The sequence below is a fragment of the Rhizobium sp. BR 317 genome, assembly GCF_047445835.1.
GTDB lineage: Bacteria > Pseudomonadota > Alphaproteobacteria > Rhizobiales > Rhizobiaceae > Rhizobium > Rhizobium paranaense.
On record NZ_JARWLB010000005.1, the window covers coordinates 383,976 to 398,111 of the forward strand.

13 protein-coding genes are annotated in these 14,136 nt (G+C 58.7%); 11 read left to right on the plus strand and 2 right to left on the minus strand.

The annotated features are described in order from the left end of the window. Nucleotides 1-4 precede the first annotated feature (4 nt). Nucleotides 5-847 carry a glycoside hydrolase family 16 protein gene (locus tag QD357_RS11080; protein WP_414124314.1) on the minus strand — a complete coding sequence of 281 codons (843 nt, stop codon included), beginning with the start codon at nucleotides 845-847 and terminating at the stop codon, nucleotides 5-7. 156 nt (nucleotides 848-1,003) lie between these two features. On the opposite strand from QD357_RS11080, the gene QD357_RS11085 reads away from it, so the two are divergent. The 4 genes from QD357_RS11085 to QD357_RS11100 all read left to right on the plus strand — a co-directional run bounded on the left by QD357_RS11085 (nucleotide 1,004) and on the right by QD357_RS11100 (nucleotide 5,692). Further along, entirely contained in the window at nucleotides 1,004-2,443 is a 1,440-nt protein-coding gene (locus QD357_RS11085; RefSeq protein ID WP_414124315.1) for a hypothetical protein, read from the plus strand. Further along, entirely contained in the window at nucleotides 2,440-3,705 is a 1,266-nt protein-coding gene (locus QD357_RS11090) for a polysaccharide pyruvyl transferase family protein (RefSeq protein ID WP_414124316.1), read from the plus strand. The genes QD357_RS11085 and QD357_RS11090 overlap by 4 nt, the downstream gene beginning before the upstream one ends. 232 nt (nucleotides 3,706-3,937) lie before the next feature. Then, nucleotides 3,938-4,645 (plus strand): Crp/Fnr family transcriptional regulator, encoded by a 708-nt coding sequence (locus QD357_RS11095; protein WP_414124317.1) that lies wholly within the window; start codon nucleotides 3,938-3,940, stop codon nucleotides 4,643-4,645. Between the two features lie 279 nt (nucleotides 4,646-4,924). Beyond that, the gene (locus QD357_RS11100; protein WP_183938190.1) at nucleotides 4,925-5,692 is read left to right on the plus strand and encodes a response regulator transcription factor; all 768 of its coding nucleotides are present in this window, start codon (nucleotides 4,925-4,927) and stop codon (nucleotides 5,690-5,692) included. Nucleotides 5,693-5,755: 63 nt separating this feature from the next. On the opposite strand, the gene QD357_RS11105 is transcribed toward QD357_RS11100, so the two are convergent. Next, the gene (locus QD357_RS11105) at nucleotides 5,756-6,682 is read right to left on the minus strand and encodes an FCD domain-containing protein (RefSeq protein WP_414124318.1); all 927 of its coding nucleotides are present in this window, start codon (nucleotides 6,680-6,682) and stop codon (nucleotides 5,756-5,758) included. Between the two features lie 242 nt (nucleotides 6,683-6,924). Here QD357_RS11105 and QD357_RS11110 point away from each other — a divergent pair, with 242 nt between their 5' ends. The 7 genes from QD357_RS11110 to QD357_RS11140 all read left to right on the plus strand — a co-directional run bounded on the left by QD357_RS11110 (nucleotide 6,925) and on the right by QD357_RS11140 (nucleotide 14,079). Then, nucleotides 6,925-8,430: a UxaA family hydrolase gene (locus tag QD357_RS11110; protein ID WP_414124319.1), complete on the plus strand. Its 1,506-nt coding sequence runs from the start codon at nucleotides 6,925-6,927 to the stop codon at nucleotides 8,428-8,430. Between the two features lie 33 nt (nucleotides 8,431-8,463). After that, on the plus strand, nucleotides 8,464-9,483 hold the full coding sequence (locus QD357_RS11115; protein ID WP_183938193.1) for an aldo/keto reductase: 1,020 nt from the start codon (nucleotides 8,464-8,466) through the stop codon (nucleotides 9,481-9,483). Nucleotides 9,484-9,717: 234 nt separating this feature from the next. Then, nucleotides 9,718-10,707, plus strand: a complete 990-nt coding sequence (locus tag QD357_RS11120) for an ABC transporter substrate-binding protein (protein ID WP_414124321.1) — start codon at nucleotides 9,718-9,720, stop codon at nucleotides 10,705-10,707. Nucleotides 10,708-10,851: 144 nt separating this feature from the next. Beyond that, nucleotides 10,852-12,402 (plus strand): sugar ABC transporter ATP-binding protein, encoded by a 1,551-nt coding sequence (locus QD357_RS11125; protein ID WP_183938194.1) that lies wholly within the window; start codon nucleotides 10,852-10,854, stop codon nucleotides 12,400-12,402. A 34-nt stretch (nucleotides 12,403-12,436) separates the two neighbouring features. Beyond that, nucleotides 12,437-13,408: an ABC transporter permease gene (locus tag QD357_RS11130; RefSeq protein WP_183938195.1), complete on the plus strand. Its 972-nt coding sequence runs from the start codon at nucleotides 12,437-12,439 to the stop codon at nucleotides 13,406-13,408. A gap of 72 nt (nucleotides 13,409-13,480) precedes the next feature. Further along, nucleotides 13,481-13,762: a type II toxin-antitoxin system ParD family antitoxin gene (locus QD357_RS11135; RefSeq protein ID WP_414124322.1), complete on the plus strand. Its 282-nt coding sequence runs from the start codon at nucleotides 13,481-13,483 to the stop codon at nucleotides 13,760-13,762. A 2-nt stretch (nucleotides 13,763-13,764) separates the two neighbouring features. Continuing rightward, nucleotides 13,765-14,079, plus strand: a complete 315-nt coding sequence (locus tag QD357_RS11140; RefSeq protein ID WP_414124323.1) for a type II toxin-antitoxin system RelE/ParE family toxin — start codon at nucleotides 13,765-13,767, stop codon at nucleotides 14,077-14,079. Nucleotides 14,080-14,136: the final 57 nt, after the last annotated feature.

The following is a 14,136-nucleotide window of genomic DNA, read 5'->3' on the forward strand; positions in this document are numbered from 1 at the left end:
GCGCCTACTTGAATTGGTAGGCCCTGACATAGTCGACAAACATGAAGGACGGATCCGGGGCCACCATGCTGGTGACGCCTTCGACGATGCCGAGATTCACAAGCATATACATCGGCTGGCGATGTTCCGGCAGGACCTTGGTCTTCCAAACGAACTTGCCGTCGAAATACATGCGTATGAAATCCGTATCGATCTTTACGCCATAGGTGTGCATGTCCGTTGGACTTGCTGTTCCAAAGACATTGATGCGCGAAAAATCGGAATCATGCTTTCCGCCGCGATGCCAGACATGCACGGTGGCGGAATAGGCGCCCGGCTTGTCACCATAATATTCCAGGACATCGATTTCGGCCGTGGATTTCGAGCGATCCTTGCCGATCAGCCAGAAGGCCGGCCAGACGCCGGGGCCGTCCGGCAGCCGGGCGCGCATTTCGAAATAGCCGTATTCCTGTGAAAAGCCGTCCCCCTTCGCATCGACCGAAGCGAGCAGACCGGAGCGCCACGCGCCCTTGCCGTCACGCGCCGCGGTGATGCGAAGCATGCCGTCTTGGATCGAGAAGGGGAAATCGCCTTTGGGATCCGTAAAGCGCGCGCCGCCGAAATCGCCGTTCCAGGGTGTATGCGCGATCCAGCGGGTGCCTGGCCCCCAGGGTGAGACGCTGAGACTATCGAAATTATCCTCGAAGGTCAGCGTCATCGCGCTGGTGTCGAGCGCGTCTCCCGTATCGCCCGCTTGCGCGGCCACGCCGCTGCCAAGCAGCGCGAGCGTCGCACCAAAGCCTGTACGGAGAAATCCGCGGCGGCCGACCGACCATTGTGGTCTATGTTTGAACGAGGTGTGATCCATGCTCCGACGCTAACGCAGCGGCATCTATCCGGTACAGAACCCATTTCGGTTTATGCCGTACCCCAAAGGGCTTAAGCGCGGCGGAAATACAAGCCAGCCAGCGCCGTGATAGTTTTTGTCCGGATGAAATAGACGATATTTCGGAGCGGACGGCATATGAATTTCATGGGTTTACTAACGTTTGTCGTCGGCATGGCCATGCTGGCCGCACCCGTTCGATGGTCGTTTACCGTCATGATTCTATCCACGGTGTTCGGCGCGGCTGCGGCCTTCAGCGTGCCCGGCCTTGGCGGCGCATCGGTTCTGGTGCCGAGCCTTTTCCTACTGTTCTTCGGCGTGCGCTTGTTCCTGGCCTATGGCGAAGGGCCGCTCTTTGCAGCTCTGGCGCCGCCGCGTCCCGGTTTCTGTCTTCTGGTGCTGACCGTCTTCGGTCTGACGACAGCAGTCTTTTTCCCGCGMCTGTTTCAGGGCATGACGGAGACGATGACCGTCGAGCGGTCGGTGGGCGGACGCAACTTCATTTCGCTAGTGCCGCTGAAGTTCTCGTCGAACAATATCACCCAATCCGTCTATGCGGTCGGTGGCCTGATCTGCTTTGCATCGACTTTTGCCTTMATTCGGAGAGGCGGCACTCCCACCAATTTGATCAACGGAATGCTGGTGGTTGCCAGCGTCAATCTGGGCTTCGCCCTTGCCGACATCATCACTTATTTCAGCCATACGGAATTCCTTCTCGGTTTCGTACGAACCGCCAACTACGCGCTGCTGACCAATGCCGAGAAAGGCGGATTGAAACGTATCTCCGGGACATTTCCCGAAGCGTCCGCCTTTGCCGATTTCACGCTTGTGCTCTTTGCGATGATCGCCAGCCTATGGCTTAGCGGCGTCCGGTCCCGCACCACCGGCATCATAGCCGGCCTGCTGCTGGTGGCCCTGATCCTTTCGACATCGGCGACAGCCCTCGTCGGTCTCGGCGTGGTCTTGCCGGTTCTTTGCCTGCAATCCTTCCTGGCCTCGCGCAGCGAACCCGGCACCGGGCGCCCCGTCATGATCGTCGCCATCATGGCCGCCATGCCGCTTGTCATTCTCTTCGTCCTGATCGCCATGCCCGATCTTGCCAACGGCCTGCACGACTTTCTCGATGAGATGCTGTTCTCGAAAGCCGACAGCCAGTCCGGGCGAGAACGCTTCATGTGGAATGCCATGGCCTACCAGACGTTTATCGACACGCTGGGCTTCGGCGCCGGATTGGGCAGCGCCCGCGCATCTAGCTTCGGCCTTGTACTGCTGTCCAATCTCGGCGTCATCGGTGCGCTGATCTTTGCGATCTTCGTGCTGCTGATCCTGAAAGCCGATACCCGGCCGGGGCGTATATCGTCCTCGGAAGCTGCAGCCGTCGCCCGGGCCGCCAAGGCCGGATTTATCACCGTGCTGGTGTCCGCCGCCACGTCGGGCACCGTCTATGACCTCGGGCTGATGTTCTATATTCTCGCAGGCAGCGTCTCCGCCCTCACGGTTCCATCTCCGGTGCGCGTAAGCGACGCGCCKGCGGCGGTGCGCATGCGACATATCGGTGTTTTGGGGAGATTGCAGTGAAGATCGTCGTATTCAACGTCAAATACAGCGAAAATCTTGGAGACGGTCTCCTGGCGCAATGCGTCGAGGCAGGCCTGACCAAGGACGCCGATCATATCGAGGTGGAGACGATCGATCTCGCCGGCCGGGAAGGTTTCGGCAGAGGTGGAAGTAGCGGCCGGCGCCAGCAGGCGCTGAAGGTGCTGCACCGGCTGCCCCCCTTCGCGCGACGCTGGGTGGTGAGCTATGTCCTCGGGCGCACGTTGCGAAAATTGCGAGGCCAATGGGATGCCAAGATCGCTGCCGCGAATGCGGTGGTGATTGGCGGCGGTAATCTCTTTCAGGATGACGATCTCAATTTTCCCTTGAAGGTCGGCACCGTGCTTGATTGCGTCCGGCGCCACAATCGGCCATTGGCGATCTACGCAGTCGGTGTCAGCGGCAATTGGTCCGCCCCGGCCTCGCGCCTCTTTGGCCGGCTGAAGCAGACCAATCTCGTGCATCTCTCGGTGCGCGACAGCTTCGCCCAAGACAGTTGGCGCCGGCACTTTCCTCACGGACCGGAAGCGAAGATCGTTCACGATCCGGGTTTGCTGACCCGCGCGCTCGTCAACGATGATTCCAGTCCGGTGTCACCGAGGCGCCAGCCGACCATCGGCCTCTGCGTAACGGAGCCGGTCATTCTGCAACGGCATGCCAGCCAGAAGGCCTCGGCCATTCCGCTGCAGGATATTGCCGAATATTGCGATCTCATTCGACTGCTGGTCCAGGATGGATACCGCGTTTGCCTGTTCTGCAACGGCGCCAGCGAGGACCAAATCTTCGCGCAACGCATAATGGATGAGGCCTCGATGCACCGCCTCACCAAATCCGGTGCGCTGCAACTCGCCCCACGCCCACGCGTGCCGGAAGAGCTGATCCGGATACTTCAGTCGACCGATGTCATCCTTGCTCACAGGCTGCATGCCTGTATCGCCGCCTATTCTCTGGGGATTCCCCATGTCGGGCTTGGCTGGGACAAGAAGGTCGAGGGCTTCTTCCGATCGGTTGGCCGGCAGTCCTACTTCCTCAATGGCAGCGGGACGTCCATCTCGGATATCGCCTCATCAATAAGGGCGGCTGATTCGGAAGGAATCGATTCGCTCCGCCATCGGGTGATTATGGCGGAGGCCGAAGCGGGAATCGCCGATATGCGTCGGAATCTCACCCGGAGGGATCAGAATATTGTCGTCGAGATGTCATCCGTAATACGAAATGATCATCAAGCGGCCGCCACGAATTAATACAAAGAAAATCCGGGGTAATTACCATGTATAAGGAGCGATGTTAGAAACTTTAATCACATGACGAGCAAATTAATCGCCATGCGATTTTGAAGAGAATCCACATAAGCAATATAGACTACGAGCCACGCCGAAAGTTGCGTGCTATATACTTGCCATACGTAACGTGATATACCTTCCAGGACAGGTTAATTGGAACCGTCCCGATATGGTATGTGGTTCGGGGGCATGTATGACAACGCAGGTTTCCATAGGGCGTCTTCAGACTTCGAGTCCTGATCTTTCCCGCCAGAAATCCGAGCTGACGGGCGGTATTCCGCGCACATATGCTCCCGGTGAAACCATCTACGATTATGAGGACGATACACCGCGTCTTCTTTTTCTCGTCAGCGGCTGGGCAGTTTCCAGCAAGATGCTGCCGAACGGTACGCGCATCGTCATCGAATTTGCGCTCCGCGGCGACATGATCTCAACACCTTCGGTAGAACTGGCGCGCGAGACGGTGCAGGCGATCTCCAAGGTCACCGTCATGGAGTTCCCGGATTTCACCTCGCATGCAACCCTGGACGTCTCTTCGCGGCTCTATCGCATCGTCCTCACCGAGATGATGCGGCGGCAAGCGCGCATGTCCGAGCGGCTCGCCAATATCGGCCGCCGCGACGCGCTGGAGCGCACCGGTCACCTACTGCTCGAGCTGGCCACCAGGCTCGGTCCCTCGCGACTGAAACCGAACTTCGACGGTTTCGAATGCCCGCTGACGCAAGCCGATATCGGCGATGCGGTCGGTCTGTCGACGGTACATATCAACCGTGTTCTCAGGGATATGAGGGTGGGCGGACTTCTATCGTTCCGCAACGGCATCGTCGAATTTCTTGACCGCCACAAGCTCGCGGAACTCGTCGATTTCGATGAAACCTATTTTGCGCCGCATATGATTTAAAGTGCGGCGCGAGCGCACTCGAGTTGTTTCAAGTCGATAACAATCGTGAGGCGAAATTTTTTAGAGTTTATTAACTTATGTTAATGTCCGCATAAATAGAATCAGCGATTATCCTTCTTGTGATCAGGTACACTACATTTCAAGGACAGGAGGAATGCTATGAGTCAACACGAAATTTATCGGTTTGGTTCGGTATATCTATTCAGTTACTTTGAAATAATACCTATTCATATGAATTCGGAAGAATAGAGGCCAAGTGTGGAGTAAGGAGTAACGGCCATGGACAGACAGTCTTTAGCGAATGAGAAATTTGGGACAGAAACTGCAACCCGTCTTATTTCAGTCCGCGCGTCGGATTCATTGCGGGCTTTCACCGCGGCAGGCGCGGTCAGCACCGACGAATGCGAGGACTATCTTCTACTCATCGATACTCGAGCCCTGGACAGAGAATGCCTGTCCCGGAGCCTGACCGAATATGACGAGAACATGAATATCGTCACCGTCGGATCCTTCGAGGAATGGCAGAAGCGCCGTATGCAGAGCGAACCGTCTGCCATTCTCTTCATGATCGGCGGGCGCAAGGTTTCGGATGCAGACGTCTGCGAGAAAATCTCCGCCCTTGCGGAAAGATTCAAGGCCAGCCCTGTTATTGTCGGGGCTGAGAGCGACGAGCTTGCGCAACTTCTCAAGGCGCTGGAATGCGGCGCTCGCGGTTACATTCCGACCAGTGTCGGGATCAATGTCGCCGCCGAAGCCGTAGCGCTCGCCCGGGCAGGCGGCGTGTTCGTGCCGGCCAGCAGCATTCTCGCAGCCAAGGAGGTCATCGCCTCCGTGACCAGCGGAACACGCTGCGCCGACAGTCTCTTTACGCCGCGTGAAGTCGTTGTTGCCGAAGCTCTTCGCCGCGGCAAGGCTAACAAGATCATCGCCTATGAAATGGACCTTTGCGAAAGCACGGTCAAAGTACATATCCGCAATATCATGAAGAAACTGAATGCGACGAACCGGACGGAAGTCGCCTATAAGATCAGGGAATTCGTGAGATAATATGAGCTTTGAATCAGCAAGCTTCGCCGGTGCCGTTTAAACGCGGCGCTGGCGAAATACGTTTTAGCCCCGAATATTCTGAATGCTTGAACTTGCAACCTCGCTCGCATTCTGCGGAATGGATTGCAGAAGCGTCTGTCTTGCCGAGGCAAGATGCGTACGACAAGCCCTGTCGATCCGCTCCGGATCGCGAGATTGCAACGCCTCGATATAGTCGAGATGTTCGATGATGGCGCGCGCATTGCGCTCCCGGGCAAAAGCCTTATTCCACTGATAGTGATAATGGAAGACGATGGCGATCGCGTCGTAGAAATCGGCGATGAAGCGATTGTTCGAAGCGCGGTGGATGAGAAGGTGGAACCGCTCGTCGAGCTGCGAGAAATCGCGAAAATGCTCGTCGAAATCGTCCTGCAAGTCATAATGCTCCCGCTGGATGGCCGCGAGATCGCTCCAAGCCGGATGCCCTGCCGGCAAGCGCCCGAACTCGGCGGCCGAATGCAGCTCGAACATTTCGCGCACCTCGGCAAGCTCAAGAGCGAATTCGCTCGTAAAACCCTTCAGGATCCAATGACTGTTCGGCCGCTTTTCGATCAGACCGAAACGGCTGAAGCGGATCAGGAACTCACGCACCACCGATGTTCCCGTGCCGATTTCGCGCGCCAGTTCCAGCTCGTTGATCTGCATGCCGGGCTGGGCTTCGTCGGAAAGGATGCGCAGCATGAAGCTGCGCTCGATAATGTTATGCAGCGAATTGGTTTCTTCTTCCGGAAAGAAATCGGCCTCGGTCGGCTGGCGCAACACTGTCTTTTGCCGCTTGTTCCAGCGGATGATGCCAGCGTCACTTAGACGCAGCAGAATGGCGCGCGCCGTGCTGCGGCTGATGCCGAGTTCGGCGGCAATTTCAGGCTCAGTCGGCAAGGCGGCGTCCAGCTTCAAGCCGGCGACGTAGCGATTGTACGCATCCTTGAAGAGCGTGTTTTGTCTCGCCATTTCCCCCTCTCTTATAGCTCGCAGCTCTGCATCGGCGACGATGTCTGAACCATGTTCGAATGGCAGTCAAATTCGCCGGATAGGCCGCGATAACGTCCACGCCTGTCGCGCACGACCTCCTCCCAGGTTGGCGTGCGATTTCCTCGTTGACACCAAAATGTTTATTGTAGATAAAAAACAAAATCAATCGGCGATGCGCTCAAAGCAAACGCCGAAAAGCAAGATTGCGCAGGGAGAGGACGTTGAACAGCCAACCTTGGATCCTTCTGTCGGAAGGCGACAATGTCGCGGTGGCGACGGCGGCGATTGCGGCTGGGGCTACGGTCGCCAACGGCGTTGTGACACGGGACAAGATCGATCCCGGTCATAAATTCGCTATTCAAGACATCGCCACCGGCATGCCCGTGGTGAAATACGGCCAGGCAATTGGCCGCACGACGGCCGACGTTAAGGCTGGCGATCATGTCCACAGCCACAACCTGCACTTCGAAAACGATCGCCTGGCGGCGACCGCCAATTCCGCGCCGGAAGCGGCAACGGCGGCCGACAAGGCTCGGACGTTCATGGGCTTTCGCCGTACTGACGGCCGGGCGGCAACGCGCAACTATGTCGGCATCATTGCCAGCGTGAACTGTTCCACCACGGTTTGCCGCGCCATCGCGGAAGAGGCAAACCGGACGCTCCTGCCCCATTATGACGGCATCGACGGTTTCGTGCCGATCGTTCACGACCAGGGCTGCGGCATGAGTTCGACCGGTGACGGCATGCAGACGCTGCATCGCACGCTTGCCGGCTATACGCGCCATGTGAATTTCGGCGGCGTGCTGATGATCGGCCTCGGCTGCGAGGTCAACCAGCTCACGCTTTATGGCCAGAGCGGCGCCGGCGCCAGCAAGCGGCACTTCAACATTCAGGATGCCGGCGGCTCGCGCCGTGCTGTGGCGCTTGCCATGGGTGTCCTCAAGGAGATCGCCGAGGAAGTCGGCCAGGCTCGTCGCGAGCCGATCTCGATCAGCGAAATCATCGTCGGCCTGCAATGCGGCGGTTCCGATGGCTTCTCCGGCATCACGGCAAATCCGGCGCTGGGTGCCGCCGCCGACCTGCTGGCGGCTGCCGGTGGCACGGCGATCCTGTCGGAAACCTCGGAAATCTATGGCGCGGAACATTTACTGCGCAGCCGTGCGGTCAGCGACTCGGTCGCCGCCAAGCTCGACGAGAAAATCGACTGGTGGGAAAAATATGTCGCTATGCACGGTGCCTCGCTCGACAACAATCCCTCGCCCGGCAACAAGCGCGGCGGGTTGACGACCATTCTGGAAAAGTCGCTCGGCGCCGTCGCCAAAGGCGGGCGCTCACCGCTGACCGCCGTTTACAGCTACGCCGAACGGGTAACGGACCACGGTCTCGTCTTTATGGACACGCCCGGTTATGATCCAGTTTCGGCAACCGGCCAGGTGGCGGGCGGAGCGAATATGATCGCCTTCACGACAGGTCGCGGCAGTTGTTTCGGCTCTCGCCCAGCGCCGTCCTTCAAGCTGTCGAGCAATTCGGCGCTTTACCGATCTATGGAAGAGGACATGGATATCGATTGCGGTACGATAGCCACCGGCGAAGCGACGATATCGGGCAAGGGCCGCGAGATCTTCGAACTGATCATCGAGATTGCATCGGGCAAGAAGACGAAAAGCGAAACCTTCGGCTATGGCGACAACGAATTCGTGCCCTGGCATCTCGGCGCGACGCTTTAAATAAGTAATGCATGCCATCACAAGGGAGAGGTGATGAAGAGGAGAAGAATCGGCAGGACAAGCCTGGAGGTCACCGAATTCAGTTTCGGGGCCGCAGCGCTCGGCGGTCTTTACCGCACCTGCCCTCGCGACCAGGCCATGAACACGCTGCAGGCAGCATGGGATAGCGGCATCCGCTATTTCGATGTTGCGCCTTGGTATGGCTTCGGGCTCGGCGAACGCCGTGTCGGCGATTTCCTGCGCGACCAGCCGGAAGACAGCTATGTCCTGTCGACCAAGGTCGGGCGGCTGATGCGGCCTGTTGCGAGCGACAAGGTGCCGAACTACGGCTATGTCGATCCCCTGCCCTTCGATGCGGATTACGACTACTCCTATGACGGCATCATGCGGTCGGTCGACTTCAGCTATGCCCGCCTCGGCCTCAACCGCATTGATATCCTCTACGTTCACGATATCGGCGGCTACACCCACGGCAAGGCGCTGAATGACCATCATCTCGGTCAGCTCCTACGCTCCGGCCTGAAGGCATTGGAAGAGCTGAAGTCGTCGGGCGCGATTAAGGCCTACGGCCTCGGCGTCAACGAGGTGCCCGTGTGCCTCGACGTCATGCATGAGGCGGACATCGATTGTATCCTGCTTGCCGGCCGCTATACGCTGCTCGACCGTTCGGCGGTGGCCGAGCTGCTGCCGCTCTGCGAGAAGAAGGGCACGTCACTTGTGGTTGGCGGCGTCTTCAATTCCGGCATTCTCGCGACCGGCCCCGTGCCCGGTTCGCATTTCGATTATCTTCCGGCGACGGCTGACATTCTGGCCAAGGTCGGGGCGATGGAGGACATCGCCCGCCGCCATGGCCTGCCGCTTGCCGCACCGGCGATCCAGTTTCCGCTCGGCCATCCGTCCGTGGCTTCGGTGCTGATCGGCACGGCGAAACCGGAAAGCCTCATCCGCAATATGCAGCTCGTGGAGCCTGAGCTTCCGGCCAGCCTCTATGCGGAATTCGAAGGATTGACCCTGGTCGCGCCACCTTTGGGAGATGAAGCCGTCCGGGTTTGAAAGAGAATAAGGAGCTATCGGGCCGCCGAGAGAGGCGGCTTCGAAGAGGAGGAAAGCCTGTTTTGGCGTGGATGGAACCGCGCATGATTCCGAAAAGTAGTGAAACCGCTTCGGATAAGATCATGCGCAGCAAATATCCCCGCGATGCGTGAGCCCGACAGGGGCTCACGATACCGAGCCGCAAGCGTTCAACGGCCGGTGTACAGGAGCAGAGCGCGTTGAGAGGAGAAATCAATGAACATCGCCAAATCCCTTCTGTCCCGCCGTACTTTTGCCGGTCTTGCCGGCGCGGCCATCATCGCAGTCGCCATGCCGGTGCAGTCCTTTGCTGCCGACGTGACCATTCCGATCATCGTCAAGGACACGACATCCTTCTATTGGCAGATCGTTCTCGCCGGCGCCCGCCAGGCGGGCAAGGATCTTGGCGTCAAGGTGCCGGAACTCGGCGCCCAGTCCGAATCCGACATCAACGGTCAGATCAGCATTCTCGAAAACGCCGTTGCCGGCAAACCGGCCGCCGTCGTGATCGCCCCGACCGAACGCAAAGCGCTCGGCAAGCCGGTGGATGAAGCCGCCAAGTCCGTGCCGGTCGTCGGCATCGACTCGGCCGCCGATTCCAAAGCCTTCGTATCGTTCCTGACGACCGACAACACAGCCGGCGGCCGCATCGCCGCTGACGGCCTTGCTGCTGCGATCAAGGGCATGACCGGCAAGGAAGAAGGCGAAGTCGCCATCATCACCAGCCTGCCGGGCGTCGGCTCGCTCGACCAGCGTCGCCAGGGCTTCCTGGACGAGGTTAAGAGCAAGTACCCTGGCCTGAAGGTCGTCGCCGATAAATATGCCGATGGTCAGGCCACGACCGGCCTCAACATCATGACCGACCTGATCACGGCCAATCCGAAGCTCGTCGGCGTCTTCGCCTCGAACCTGATCATGGCGCAGGGCGTTGGCCAGGCGATTGCCGAAAACAAGCTCGGCGACAAGATCAAGGTCATTGGCTTCGACAATGACGACAAGACCGTCGGCTTCCTGAAGTCCGGCGTTCTCGCTGGCCTCGTCGTTCAGGACCCCTATCGCATGGGTTATGACGGCATCAAGACGGCGCTCGCCGCCTCCAAGAAGGAAAAGGTMGAGGCTAACGTCGACACCGGCGCAAACCTCGTCACCAAGGCGAATATGAGCGATCCGAAGATCGACGCCCTGATCAATCCGAAGGTCAAGTAACGCGTTGAGGCCGCGCCTGGGAGACCGGGCGCGGCCTGTTTTCATTCCGGCTTTGCCTGGCCGGCTTTGCTTGGCCGGCTTTGTTTGGCCGGCTTCGTTTGCGCAGAGACGAACGGAGCGAATGCTCGCCTAAGGAGGAGACCCATGACGAACCTCGAAGAGATCAGTCATCGACACGATGACAATATCCGGACGGAAGCAAACCGCATTCCGGCGGGTTCGCCCATCCTCGAGCTCAGGGGGCTGCAGAAGCGCTATGGCTATGTCGAGGCGCTGAAGCCCGCGACGATCACCTTCCTGGCGGGCGAAATCCACGCCATCGTCGGTGAAAACGGCGCTGGCAAGTCAACCCTTATCAAGCTGCTGACCGGCGTCATTACCAGGACGGCAGGCGAGATATTCTGGTGTGGTCATCCGGTCGGACTTTCCAATCCGAACGAAGCGATCGCCCGCGGCATCAATGCCGTGCATCAGGAGGTCGTGCTCTGCCCCCATCTAACCGTTGCGGCCAATCTCTTTCTCGGCGATGAAGTCAATCGCCTGGGGCTGATGCGCAAGAAGCAGATGGAGAAGCTGGCACAGACCGTGCTGGACGATCTCGGCTTCGGCCTGCCGGCAGCCGCCTTGCTGAGCTCGCTCACCATCGGCCAGCAGCAACTTGTGGCCACCGCCCGCGCCGCGATGCGCGGCACGCAATTCCTGATCTTCGACGAGCCGACGGCCTATCTCACCCGCAAGGAATCGGCGCAGCTTTTCAAGCTGATCCGCCGCTTGCAGAGCGAGGGCGTCACCATCGTCTATATTAGTCACCGCATGGAAGAAGTCTTCGAACTGGCAGATCGCGTCTCGGTGCTGCGTGACGGCACCCATGTCGGCACGCGCGCCGTCGGCGAGACCAATGAAGACGAGTTGATCAAGCTGATGATCAACCGCTCGATCGAGCAGATCTATCACAAAGAAGAAATTCCGATCGGCGACACCATCCTGGAGACCCGCGGACTCTCAGGCCCCGGCTTCGAAAATGTCTCGCTGACCGTCAGGGCCGGAGAAATCGTCGGGCTCTATGGATTGATCGGCGCCGGCCGCAGTGAATTCGCGCTTGGGCTTTACGGCCGACAGCCGCTGTCCGCAGGCGAGATTTACTGGCAGGGCAGCAAGGTCGATATCCGCAACGAGCGCGACGCCATGAATCTCGGCATAGCGCTGGCGCCGGAAAGCCGCCGCGACCAGGGGCTTTGCCTCAACCTGCCGATCGGACTCAACATCAACCTGCCGGTATTCAAACGGCTGAGCCAGGGACCGATCATCAACAATAGCGGCGAAGCGGCCAATGCCGATAAGCAGATCCGCGATCTCAGTATCAAGACGCCAAGCCGGCGGGTTCTCGTTTCGGCCATGTCCGGCGGCAACCAGCAGAAGGTCGTCATCGGCAAGTGGCTCAGCCACGGCGCCAAGCTCTTCATTTTCGACGAGCCGACCGTGGGCGTCGATGTCGGCACCAAGGCGGAGATCTATCGGTTGTTCGCCAAGCTCTTGCGAGGTGGCGCGGGCATCATCGTCATCTCGTCCTACCTGCCTGAGGTCTACGAACTTGCCGACCGGCTGCATGTCTTCCGCCGCGGCCAGCTCGTCGCCAGCCATGATTTTCACGCCGCCACGCATGAGGAAGTCCTCGGCGAGGCGATCGGCGTCTGAACGACACATAAGATAAGAAAGAGGGAGAAAAACAATGGCCGCAAATACCACAGAGGGCCCCACCGTCGCGCCGCGGCGCAAGATGAATATCCTCTTCAGCTTGACGCTGATCCTTCTTCTTCTTGCTCTTTGGGTCGTTCTGGGCTTCTGGACCGACAAGTTCTGGACGCCGCTTAACATCACCAACCTGATGCGCCAAGGTTCGATGACGGCGATCCTGGCTCTCGGTCAGACCTTCGTCATCATCACCGCGGGCATCGATCTGTCTGTCGGTGCGATTGTCGGCTTCTGCACCGTCATCATCGCCTGGCTGCTGCAGGCCGGATTTCCGGTTTCCGCCGCCATTCTCATAACCCTGCTGTTCGGTGTGCTGATCGGCGCATTCCATGCCTTTGGCATCGTGCGCATGGGCCTGCCACCCTTCATCATCACGCTGGCGACGCTGACATCCTTGCGCGGCATCGGGCTGCTCATCACCAACGGCTCGACGATCAACATCGTCAACGACGATTTCACTAACTTCGCCGTCGCCGATTTCTTAGGCATTCCGAGCCTGTTCTGGATGGTCATCCTGGTGGCGATACCGGCCTTCATTTTCCTGCATCTCAGCCGCTGGGGCCGCTATCTCTTCGCCGTCGGTTCGAACCGTGAAGCTGCGCGTCTCTCCGGTGTCAACGTCACCTGGATGATCTACCTCGCTTATATCCTGTCGGGCACCTGCGCCGCTTTCGTCGGCGTCCTGCTCGCCTCGCGCATAGCCATCGGCAATGCGACACAGGCAGATGGCTGGGAATTGCAGGCGATCGCCTCCTCGGTCATCGGCGGCACCAGCCTTTTCGGCGCGGTCGGCTCCGTCTACGGCCCGCTGATCGGTGCGTTCATCCTGGCCACGATCAACAACGGCGCCAACCTGCTGAATTTGAATTCATTCTGGCAGCGCATCATCACCGGCGTGCTGATCATCGTAATCGTCTATTTCGATCAGTTGCGCCGCCGTCGCCTCTAAAGGTATTCGACAACAGTCTCTCGCGGATGGCATGCTAAAAGCGTACCATTCGCTTCTGTTGTAGGAGACACAATGGCTCCAGTTGAAAAAATGACGATCGCTCTAACACCCGAGATGGCTGGATTTATCCGTAATGCCGTGGAGGCGGGTGACTATGCGTCGACCAGTGACGCAATTCGGGAGGCAGTCCGTGAGTGGCAGGAGCGTCGCGATTTGCTTGGTTACACGATAGAGGAATTGCGGGATCTCGTGAATGATGGCTTGGCCAGTGGCCCAAGCGCGCACGAGTCTATGGCAGATGTAAAAGCTGAGGCACGACGAAGATTGCAGGCGACGGTCGAAAAGACCCGCTGATCATGCTGCCAATAAAGCGAACAAGCCGCGCCGATGAAGATCTGATTTCCATCTGGCTGGAGATCGCGGAGAACAATCCCGTCGCCGCCGACCGTATCCTTGATGCAATAGAGAGCCGCCGGCTCCAGCTCGCCTCTCACCCTTTTTCCGGCCTCGCTCGAAATGATATCGGCTCGGGGATTCGCCATTTGGTCGTCGGGAGCTACCTTACTCTGTATCGTATTGCCGACGATCGTATCGATATCGTCAGGGTGCTGCATGGTCGGCGTAAAATCACCCGAAAAACAATAGAGGATGAAGGGAGTTCCGGTCGCTAGCCTCTGGTCTGTTTCCGATCGGCACACCTGGCTCTTCGATATCTGCACTCGAACCAC

Bases quoted from the DNA above. Each gene is read 5' to 3' on its own strand.
- QD357_RS11080 (WP_414124314.1), bottom strand. From the start codon at position 847: ATGGATCACACCTCGTTCAAACATAGACCACAATGGTCGGTCGGCCGC.
- QD357_RS11095 (WP_414124317.1), top strand. From the start codon at position 3,938: ATGACAACGCAGGTTTCCATAGGGCGTCTTCAGACTTCGAGTCCTGAT.
- QD357_RS11100 (WP_183938190.1), top strand. From the start codon at position 4,925: ATGGACAGACAGTCTTTAGCGAATGAGAAATTTGGGACAGAAACTGCA.
- QD357_RS11105 (WP_414124318.1), bottom strand. From the start codon at position 6,682: ATGGCGAGACAAAACACGCTCTTCAAGGATGCGTACAATCGCTACGTC.
- QD357_RS11115 (WP_183938193.1), top strand. From the start codon at position 8,464: ATGAAGAGGAGAAGAATCGGCAGGACAAGCCTGGAGGTCACCGAATTC.
- QD357_RS11125 (WP_183938194.1), top strand. From the start codon at position 10,852: ATGACGAACCTCGAAGAGATCAGTCATCGACACGATGACAATATCCGG.
- QD357_RS11130 (WP_183938195.1), top strand. From the start codon at position 12,437: ATGGCCGCAAATACCACAGAGGGCCCCACCGTCGCGCCGCGGCGCAAG.
- QD357_RS11135 (WP_414124322.1), top strand. From the start codon at position 13,481: ATGGCTCCAGTTGAAAAAATGACGATCGCTCTAACACCCGAGATGGCT.
- QD357_RS11140 (WP_414124323.1), top strand. From the start codon at position 13,765: ATGCTGCCAATAAAGCGAACAAGCCGCGCCGATGAAGATCTGATTTCC.